The sequence below is a fragment of the Nocardia tenerifensis NBRC 101015 genome, from assembly GCF_000308715.1.
GTDB lineage: Bacteria > Actinomycetota > Actinomycetes > Mycobacteriales > Mycobacteriaceae > Nocardia > Nocardia tenerifensis.
In genome coordinates this window covers 1-1,391 of record NZ_BAGH01000463.1, presented here as the reverse complement: position 1 = coordinate 1,391, position 1,391 = coordinate 1, and the positions used below count along the sequence as shown (strand labels likewise).

The following is a 1,391-nucleotide window of genomic DNA, read 5'->3' as shown; positions in this document are numbered from 1 at the left end:
TCCGCGAACAGATCCTGCGTCGGCGGGTGCCACGACCACCGCAGATTCGTGGCGAGCTCGCCGAGCGCGGCCAGCCGCTCGGGCAGATGGGCACGGACGGTGAACCTGCGAAGTGCCTTCACCCCGCGAACCCTACCGAACGTTTCGGTCGTCGGCCGCCCGGGCGGTGGCAAGGCATAATGGGTCGGCACGCACGTTTGACATTTGTTAAACTAGGACCATGAGCAGCACTATCGCCTTCCGCGCCACCGACGCCGACCGCGAGCTGGTTCAGCAACTGGCCGAGCCGGGCGAAACCGCGTCCGACGTTCTGCGCCGGGCGCTACGCGTGCTCGAACGCGAACGGTGGCACGAAGAAATGCAAAACGCCGCCGATCGCATCGTGGCCAGCGGCGAGAACCTTGCCGACGAACCGGACGCCTGGTGATCCGGGGGCTGGTCCACCGAGTCGACCTCGGCGAGGCCGAGCGCGGGCACGAGCAACGCGGCCACCGCTACGGGGTCATCCTGTCTCGTACCAACTGGAACCTCGTCACCATCGTTCCGACCTCCACCAGCGCCGCGTCGGCACCGTCACGCGTAGAAGTCGAGATCGACGGCGTGGCAACGCGTTTGCTGGTCGAGCAGATCAGATCGATCGACATCGACTACCTCGAGGGTGAGCCGATCGGCTACCTTTCCCGGGAGGAGATGACCCGGCTCGACGCGGCCATCACCCGATACATCGGCCTCGACTGACTCGGCGCGATTGCCCGTCGCTATAACGGGGAGTCCGGACTACATTCACCTCGTGGCAACGATCACCTTCCGCCCGACCGCTGACGACGAACGGACCATCAACGGCTCTCGCCGCGAAGGCGAGGACGCCGTCGACGTCATCCGCCGCGCGCTCCGCCTACTCGATCGTGAGGAATGGCTGGCTCGATGCCGTATCGACGCACTCGCGCGGAGAGGCGAAGACCTCAATGCCGCGCCTGACGCATGGTGAGCGTGCTCTAGGCCCGTCAGCCGGCACCTCCAAAACTGATGGCGGACCGGTCGATCCGCGTGCCAGCATCGACGGATGCCGCACTGGGTCGCCGTTCTTCCCCAATTCCTGCTCGCATCCTTGATCCTGGCCGCACTGCCGGGACCGGCGACGGCTCTATTCCTTCAGCGTTCCGTGCGGGACGGCCGCACGGCGGGATTAGCCGCGGTCGCGGGGAACGAGATCGGGGTGCTGGGCTGGAATATCGCGGGTGGGGCGGGCCTGTCGGTGCTGCTGGTCGCGAATCGGTACCTGAATACCGCGATGCATGTGGTGGGCGCGCTGGTGCTGATCTGGCTCGGCGTGCAGGCGTGGCGTGGGGCGCGGGGAGACGACGAGTTCGGCGGCGCCATGACGAAGATGC

5 protein-coding genes are annotated in these 1,391 nt (G+C 66.6%); 4 read left to right on the top strand and 1 reads right to left on the bottom strand.

Annotation, left to right across the window (positions count from 1 at the left end):
- On the bottom strand, positions 1-122 hold a 122-nt coding region (locus tag ON39_RS51570; protein ID WP_174412602.1), incomplete at its 3' end, for a DUF3417 domain-containing protein.
- Between the two features lie 98 nt (positions 123-220).
- Here ON39_RS51570 and ON39_RS34005 point away from each other — a divergent pair.
- The 4 genes from ON39_RS34005 to ON39_RS33990 form a co-directional block, all read left to right on the top strand.
- Positions 221-427, top strand: a complete 207-nt coding sequence (locus ON39_RS34005; protein WP_040740371.1) for a hypothetical protein — start codon at positions 221-223, stop codon at positions 425-427.
- Positions 424-738: a type II toxin-antitoxin system PemK/MazF family toxin gene (locus tag ON39_RS34000; RefSeq protein WP_085998311.1), complete on the top strand. Its 315-nt coding sequence runs from the start codon at positions 424-426 to the stop codon at positions 736-738. The genes ON39_RS34005 and ON39_RS34000 overlap by 4 nt, the downstream gene beginning before the upstream one ends.
- Positions 739-790: 52 nt before the next feature.
- Entirely contained in the window at positions 791-988 is a 198-nt protein-coding gene (locus ON39_RS33995; RefSeq protein WP_246003013.1) for a hypothetical protein, read from the top strand.
- 75 nt (positions 989-1,063) lie between these two features.
- Positions 1,064-1,391: LysE family translocator (locus ON39_RS33990; RefSeq protein WP_157195548.1), on the top strand; the 328-nt coding region annotated here is incomplete at its 3' end.